Annotated in this window: 6 protein-coding genes; 2 read left to right on the top strand and 4 right to left on the bottom strand. The window is 71.0% G+C overall.

Annotation, left to right across the window (positions count from 1 at the left end; translation table 11 throughout):
• Positions 1-1,061 (top strand): type III polyketide synthase (locus ACTWQJ_RS43030; RefSeq protein WP_443311846.1); only part of this gene is annotated, 1,061 nt, incomplete at its 5' end.
• A gap of 41 nt (positions 1,062-1,102) precedes the next feature.
• Positions 1,103-1,762 carry a sulfotransferase family protein gene (locus tag ACTWQJ_RS43025; RefSeq protein WP_443311845.1) on the top strand — a complete coding sequence of 220 codons (660 nt, stop codon included), beginning with the start codon at positions 1,103-1,105 and terminating at the stop codon, positions 1,760-1,762.
• Between the two features lie 442 nt (positions 1,763-2,204).
• Here the strand turns inward: ACTWQJ_RS43025 and ACTWQJ_RS43020 are convergent, their stop codons facing one another.
• The 4 genes from ACTWQJ_RS43020 to ACTWQJ_RS43005 all read right to left on the bottom strand — a co-directional run bounded on the left by ACTWQJ_RS43020 (position 2,205) and on the right by ACTWQJ_RS43005 (position 6,979).
• Positions 2,205-4,406, bottom strand: a complete 2,202-nt coding sequence (locus ACTWQJ_RS43020; RefSeq protein ID WP_443311848.1) for an ABC transporter ATP-binding protein — start codon at positions 4,404-4,406, stop codon at positions 2,205-2,207.
• Between the two features lie 48 nt (positions 4,407-4,454).
• Positions 4,455-4,679: an MbtH family protein gene (locus tag ACTWQJ_RS43015; protein ID WP_443311844.1), complete on the bottom strand. Its 225-nt coding sequence runs from the start codon at positions 4,677-4,679 to the stop codon at positions 4,455-4,457.
• 324 nt (positions 4,680-5,003) lie between these two features.
• Positions 5,004-6,266: an ABC transporter permease gene (locus tag ACTWQJ_RS43010; protein ID WP_443311843.1), complete on the bottom strand. Its 1,263-nt coding sequence runs from the start codon at positions 6,264-6,266 to the stop codon at positions 5,004-5,006.
• Entirely contained in the window at positions 6,263-6,979 is a 717-nt protein-coding gene (locus ACTWQJ_RS43005; RefSeq protein WP_443311847.1) for an ABC transporter ATP-binding protein, read from the bottom strand. The genes ACTWQJ_RS43010 and ACTWQJ_RS43005 overlap by 4 nt, the downstream gene beginning before the upstream one ends.
• Positions 6,980-7,145: the final 166 nt, after the last annotated feature.

The following is a 7,145-nucleotide window of genomic DNA, read 5'->3' as shown; positions in this document are numbered from 1 at the left end:
AGCTGAGACGGGTGGCCGACATGACGCACGCTCGCATCACGGACATCGACTTCCGCACCCCGCCGCTGATGAACATGGCGGACCTCGCGGACCACGTCGCGGCCGACGCCGGCGGCGACGCCATCGCCCGGGTCGTCAACAACTCCGCCATCACCACCAAGGGCATGGCGGTCGACCCGCTGACCGAGGATCCCCGGCAGTGGTCCACCCGGCAGCGGATGGACCGTAGCCTCACCGAGGCCACCCGGCTGGGCGGGGCGACGATACGGGAGGCCCTCGACGCGGCCGGACTGCGCCCGCGGGACGTCGGGCTGCTGGCCACCGTCACCACCACGACCCACTCCGCTCCCGGCCTGGACGCGCTCGCGCCGGCGCTCGACATGCGGGAGAACGTGGAGATCCTCTCCCTCGGCCCGATGGGCTGTTACGCGGCCGTGCCGGCCCTGACCACCTGCGCACACTGGGTCGCGGCTCGCGGCAGGCCCGCCGTGCTGCTGGCGGTCGACCTGTTCTCGCCGCACATGCAGCCGCCGCCGTACGACAAGGAGGCGGCGGTCGTCCTGACCCTGTTCGGCGACGGCGCGGCAGCGGTCGTCCTCCAGCCCGACGAGCCGGGCGCGCCGGGGGCGCGGGTGGTCGACGCCGAGCAGCTGACCGTCCCCGCGCACGCCGAGGACCTCCAGGTGCACCTCGGTGACCTGGGGCTCAGGATCCGGCTGGCCCCGACCATGCCCGACGTCGTCGCCTCCGCGGTCGGCCTGCCGGCGAAGGAGCTGCTGGCCAGGAACGGCCTCGCCTGGGGCGACGTGGCCTGGTGGGCGGTGCACCCGGGCGGGCGGCGCATCCTGGACCGCGTCGAGGAGGCGATCGGCCTGCCGGAGGACTCCATGGCCGTGGCCCGGGCGGTGATGCGCGAGTACGGCAACACCGCGGCCCCGGCCGTGCTCGGCGTGCTCCGGCGATTGCAGTCCACCCGGCCCCTGGGCTCCGGAGAGTACGGCGTGGTCCTGGCCTTCGGTCCTGGCGCCACGATCTGGGCGGTCCTGCTCTGCGGCGCGTGAGCCGCGGACCGTCGTTCCCCACCCCCACACGAGGAGGAACCATGCTGGAGGTCTTCGGCGCGGGATTCGGTCGTACCGGAACCCTCTCGCTGAGAACCGCACTGGAACGGCTCGGCTTCGGTCCCTGTCATCACATGCTGGGTTTGTTCGAGGACCCGGACACCCTTCCGCTGTGGCGGGCCGCCGCCCGGGGCGAGTCGGTCGACTGGGCGCGGGCGTACAAGGGTTACCGGTCGAGCGTGGACTGGCCGGGCGCCGCGTTCTGGCGGGACATCACCGCGGCCTTCCCGGATGCCAAGGTGATCCTCACCGTACGTGACCCGGAGTCCTGGTACGCCAGTGCCGAGAGCAGCATCCACGCCGCGGCCGTGGCTCCACTGCCCGACGACGCCGATCCGTTGTTCGCCCAGGTGCGTCAGATGTCCCTGGACGTCGTCTGGGACGGTGTCTTCGACGGCCGGTTCACCGACAAGCAACACGCCATCGAGGTCTTCGAGGAGCACGTCGCCGCGGTGAAGCGGGAGATCGACCCCGCGCGGCTGCTGGTCTTCGAGGTCCGTCAGGGCTGGGAGCCGCTGTGCGCGTTCCTCGGGGTGCCGGTGCCCGACGAGCCGTTCCCCCGCAGTAACGACCGGGCCGCCTTCCGTCAGCTGATGGACCGGCGCAGGACCGCCGGCGGCGTGGCACACCCGGCCGACTGAGCGGCCGGTACGCGGTGAGGTCCCCGGCGGGAGTCCCCACCGGGCGTTTCGCGTTCTGACGGCGGGTCACTCGCGCCGTCCGTCTGGTCTCTTCCGCGCGGTCGACTCGTGCAGTACGGGGCCAGTCGTCGCGGCCGGTTCCCGGCGGACCGGTCGTCACGCCGGGGCCGCGGTCAACGGCCGGACGTCAGCGCGCAGCGACCAGCGGTCGGCGCTCGATGGTCGATAGATCGATGGATCGATGGATCGATGGGTGGATGGCCAAGGGGCAGGGCAGGGGCAGGCAGCCGACGGTCTTCGGGTGGGGGTACGGGACGTGAGCGCCGTCCCGCCCGGCATGACCGCTGCCGTGGGCCTTCGGGCCCGGACGCGGCGATGCGTGGTGCCCGCGACCGGTATCCGAGGTCACGGGCACCACGCATCGTCGGTGCTGCGGGCGGTGCTAGGAGGGGTGCTGGCCCGGCTCTCCGGGGCCGTGCGGGCCGGGGCCGTGGTGACCCGGGCTGCCGGGGCCGGGACCGTGGAACACCGGGCCGGGACCACCCGGACCACCCGGGCCGGGACCGTGGAACACCGGGCCGGGACCACCCGGACCACCCGGGCCGGGACCATGGAACACCGGACCGGGACCACCCGGACCACCCGGGCCGGGACCATGGAACACCGGACCGGGACCATCCGGGCCCATGAAGTGGCCGGGGGCGCCCGCCGGTTCGGGGACGCGCTCGGGCTCTGGCTCGCCGCTGCCCAGTGAGGACTGGCGGGAGAACTGCGTGCGGTACAGCTCGGCGTAAAGACCGTCGAGGGCGAGCAGCTCGTCGTGGGTGCCGCTCTCTACGATCCGGCCCTCGTCGACGACCAGGATCTGGTCCGCGTCCCGGATCGTGGAGAGCCGGTGGGCGATGACCAGCGACGTCCGGCCGGCGAGGGCGGTCTTCAGCGCCCGCTGGAGCGCGGCCTCGGACTCCGAGTCGAGGTGCGCGGTGGCCTCGTCGAGCACGACGACGGGCGGCGCCTTGAGCAGCAGCCGGGCCATGGCGATGCGCTGCTTCTCACCGCCGGAGAGCCGGTAACCGCGGTCACCGACCATGGTGTCCAGGCCGTTGGGCAGCGATTCGACCAGCTTCCAGATCTGTGCCGCCCGGCACGCCTCGATCAGTTGCTGCTCGGTGGCGTCGGGGCGGGCGTACAGCAGGTTCTCGCGGATCGTCGTGTGGTACAGGTGCGAGTCCTGGGTGACCATGCCCACCGTGTCGTTCAGCGACTCCAGCGTCAGGTCCCGCAGGTCGTGGCCGTCGATGCGTACGACGCCCTCGTCCGGGTCGTACAGCCGGGGCACCAGGTGGGTCAGCGTGGTCTTGCCCGCGCCGGAGGGGCCGACCAGTGCGGTCAGCTTGCCGGCGGGCACGGTGAAGCTGAGGTCGCGCAGCGTCCACGCGTTGTCCACGTCGCGGTCGTGCGAGGGCATGGCGATGGATTCGAGCGAGGCCAGCGAGACGTCGGCGGCCTTCGGGTAGCGGAAGGACACCCCCTGGAACTCGATCTCGGGTGCCTTGGGGCTGTCGCCCTCGGCCGGCGGCAGCGCGGTCGCACCAGGTTTCTCGGCGATCAGCGGCTTGAGGTCGAGCACCTCGAAGAGCCGGTCGAAGCTGACGAGTGCCGTCATCGCGTCGGCCTGGGCGTTGGACAGCTGTCCGACCGGGCCCATCAGCCGGGTGAGCAGCGTCGCGAGGGCGACCAACGTGCCGATCTGGAAGGAACCGTCGATCGCCAGCACACCGCCGATGCCGTACACCGCTGCGGTGGCCAGCGAGCCGACGAACATGGTGGCGAGGAACAGCATCTTCATGGCGACGGAGTTGCGGACGCCGATGTCCCGGCCCCTGGCCGCCAGCTTCGCGTACGCGCGGGTCTCCTTGTCGGGCCGGCCGTACAGCTTGGCCAGCAGCGCGCCGCTCACGTTGAAGCGCTCGTGCATCATCGAGCCCATGTCGGCGTTGGCCTGCATGTGCTGACGCACCAGTCCCTGCATCCGGCGGCCGATGAGCCGGCCGGGCAGGACGAAGAACGGCACCAGCGCCAGGGAGAACAGCGTGATCACCCAGGACAGGTAGAACATGGTCGCCAGGACGAAGACCATGGTCAGTCCGGCGGACACGACCGTCGACAGCAGTTGGGTCACGGCCTGCTGGGCGCCGATCACGTCGGTGTTCAGCCTGCTGACCAGGGCGCCGGTCTGGGCGCGGGTGAAGAAGGCCAGCGGCTGGCGCTGCACATGGTCGAAGACCTTGGTGCGCAGGTCGTAGATGAGCCCCTCGCTGACCTGGGCCGAGTACCAGGCCTCCCCGTAGCCCACGAGGGCGGCGACGGCCGCGAGGACCGCGACGGCCACGGCGAGCCACACGACGACCGAGGTGTCCTGCGCCAGGATGCCGTCGTCGATCAGGAACTTGAGCAGGAGCGGCGGGGCCACCGCGCAGCCGGCGTTCAGCGTGGTGAGGACCAGGAGACAACCTATGCTGCGGCGGTGCGGCCTGGTGTAAGGGAGAATCCGTTTCGCCGTGCCGGGCTTGGCTCTCTGATTCTTGATCGAGGAGTCGGGCCCGTCACTTCTGATGATCATCGGCCCTGGGCCACCCATCATGGCCACAGATACCACCTCTGTCTCGTAGTCACCGTCGGGTGGCCTTTGTCAGCGAGCTGCTTCGGATTTCCGCATGGCATCGATGAGGCTTTGCGGACGCATGTCCTGCCAGTTCTCCTCGATGTATTCCATGCAGTCCTTGCGGGTGCTCTCACCGAAAGCCACCCGCCAGCCGGCCGGAACCTCGGCGAATGCGGGCCAGAGGGAATGCTGGTTCTCCTCGTTCACCAGAACCAGGAAAGATCCGTTTTCGTCGTCGAACGGATTCGCCATCACTGCTCCCGTCAGTCTTTGTGCCGGAATAGGCGTGAAACACGCTAACCGAACCACCAAAGACCAACAAGGCACGGCCAGTTCGACACCGTCGGCCGCGTATTACGGGAATTCACCACGCACACTATTCGCGAGGCTTTCCGGCAGCACGACGGAAAGGGCGCCTCCCCGGCGCCAGGATCACATGAACGCCGCGTCCGACGACAACGCGTCCAACCGCCCAGTCCGGGCACTTGGACGCCGCGCCGGCCGCGGCGACGGAGCGGAGCGATGCCCCCGCCGGCGGGGGATTGCGACGGGGGCACCGCGGTCCTGAGGGTGTCGCTAGGTGGTCGCCAGGGCTTCGGTCGGAGGCAGCCGGGCGGCTCGTACGGCGGGGTAGAAGCCCGCCAGGCCGCCGATCACGAGCGTGGCGCCGATACCGCCGGCAATGGCCCAGATCGGCACCACGGCGGCCCAGCCCTGATAGGCGGCGAAGCCGACGGTGACGCCGATGCCGAGGAGTACGCCGCCCAGGCCGCCGAGGGCCGACAGCAGCAGGGCCTCGGCGAGGAACTGGGTGCGGATCTGCCCGCGGGTGGCACCCAGCGCCCGGCGCAGGCCGATCTCGGAGCGTCGCTCCAGTACCGAGATGACCATGGTGTTGGCCACTCCCACACCGCCGACCAGCAGGGCCACACCGCCCAGGCCGAGCAGCAGGCCGCTCAGCGCGTCGTCCGTGGCGTGCTTGGCCGCCAGCGCGTCCGAAGGCCGGGAGACATCGGCCTCGTTGGGGCTCTCCGGGTTGGCGGTGGCACCCAGGACGGCCTGGACGTCCTCGACCTCGGACTCCTCGGCGCGGGTGTAGATCGTCGTCGGATAGCCGTCGAAGCCCAGCTCCTTCTCGGCGACGGACCAGCCGACCAGCGCGGCCGAGTCCAGGTCCGGGACGAGTTCGTTGGCGGCGAGGATGCCGATGACGGTGAACCAGCGGTCCCCGAGCCAGACCTGGACGTCCGGCCCGGCCTGGTGCACGCCGAGCTGCTCCGCGGCCGACGAACCGAGCACGACGGCCGGGTACTTGCTGGTGGCGTCGTTCAGCCACTGCCCCGTGACGAGCTTCGCCCCGACGGACTTCGGCAGGTCGGTGCGGGCCGCGCTCACGGTGAGTCCGCCGGACTCCTCCTTGGGGATGCGGTCGTTGCGGTAGACCTTGGCGTCCGTGCCGCCCAGGGCGGAGACCGACTCGACGGCCGGGATGTTCCCGATCATCTCCACGGACTCCTTCGGCAGATGAGCCGTGTCACCGCTGAGTGACGTGCCGGGGCTGACCGTGAGCAGGTTGGTGCCGAGCGCGGAGAGCTTGCGGTTGAGGTCCTCCTTCGAGGAGGTGGAGATACCCACCACCCCGATCATGGCGGCGATGCCGATGGCGATGCCCAGCGCCGACAGGAACACCCGCATGGGGCGGGAGCGCAGTCCCCATCCGCCGACCCGGGCCACGTCGGCGGGGCTCAGCCGCGCGGCCTTGGGACGCGGTGGCGGCGGCAGGTCGGCCCAGGGCCGTGCGGCCGGCGTTAGTTCCCTCGTCGCGTGCGGTGCGGTCATCGTGCGGCCCCTTCCGGCAGCGCGGCGACGGGCGCCGCGGCGGAGGCGGAGTCGTGCTCGATGAGGCCGTCCCTGAGCCGGACCTCGCGCGGCAGCGACCCCGCGATGTCCCGGTCGTGGGTGATGACCACCACGGTCGTCCCTGCCTCGTGCAGTTCGTGCAGCAGTTCCATCACCACCGCGCCCGACCGGGAGTCCAGCGCGCCGGTCGGCTCGTCGGCCAGGAGCAGCGGTGGATCGCCCACCACCGCCCGGGCGATCGCCACCCGCTGCTTCTCACCGCCGGACAGCTGATGCGGCTCGTGGTAGAGCCGGTGGCCCAGACCCACCCGGCGCAGTGCCCGCTCGGCGGTCCGGCGCCGTTCACGGCGCGGCTTGCCGCTGTACAGCAGGCCGTCCGCGACGCTGTCGATCGCCGGGACGCCGGCGGCGAGGTGGAAGTGCTGGAACACGAAGCCGATGGTGCCGGCCCGCAGTGCGGACAGTTCCCGGTCGCTCAGCTTCTCGACATCGTGACCGGTGATCCGGACCGTGCCGCCCGACGGGCGGTCGAGCGTGCCCATGATGTTGAGCATCGTCGACTTGCCCGAGCCCGACGGGCCGACGACCGCGAGGAGTTCGCCGCGCTGGATCACCAGATCCGCCGACCGGAGCGCGACGACGTCGCCGTAGGCCTTCGACACCCCGGTCAGCTCGACCACCGGAGGGGTCAGACCGGTCACTTCGGGACCCCCACGACCGTGCCCTCGGTGATGCCGTCACCGGAAACCTCGACCATGCCGTTGGCGAACATGCCGAGTTCGACCGGGCGGTACTCCGACCCCTGACCCGTCACAACCTCCACGACGTACCCACCGTCGCGCTCGGCCAGCAGGGCGT

Source organism: Streptomyces sp. KR55, assembly GCF_052245645.1.
GTDB classification, from domain to species: Bacteria; Actinomycetota; Actinomycetes; order Streptomycetales; family Streptomycetaceae; genus Streptomyces; species Streptomyces flavusporus.
This window is presented reverse-complemented; position numbering and strand designations above follow the sequence as displayed.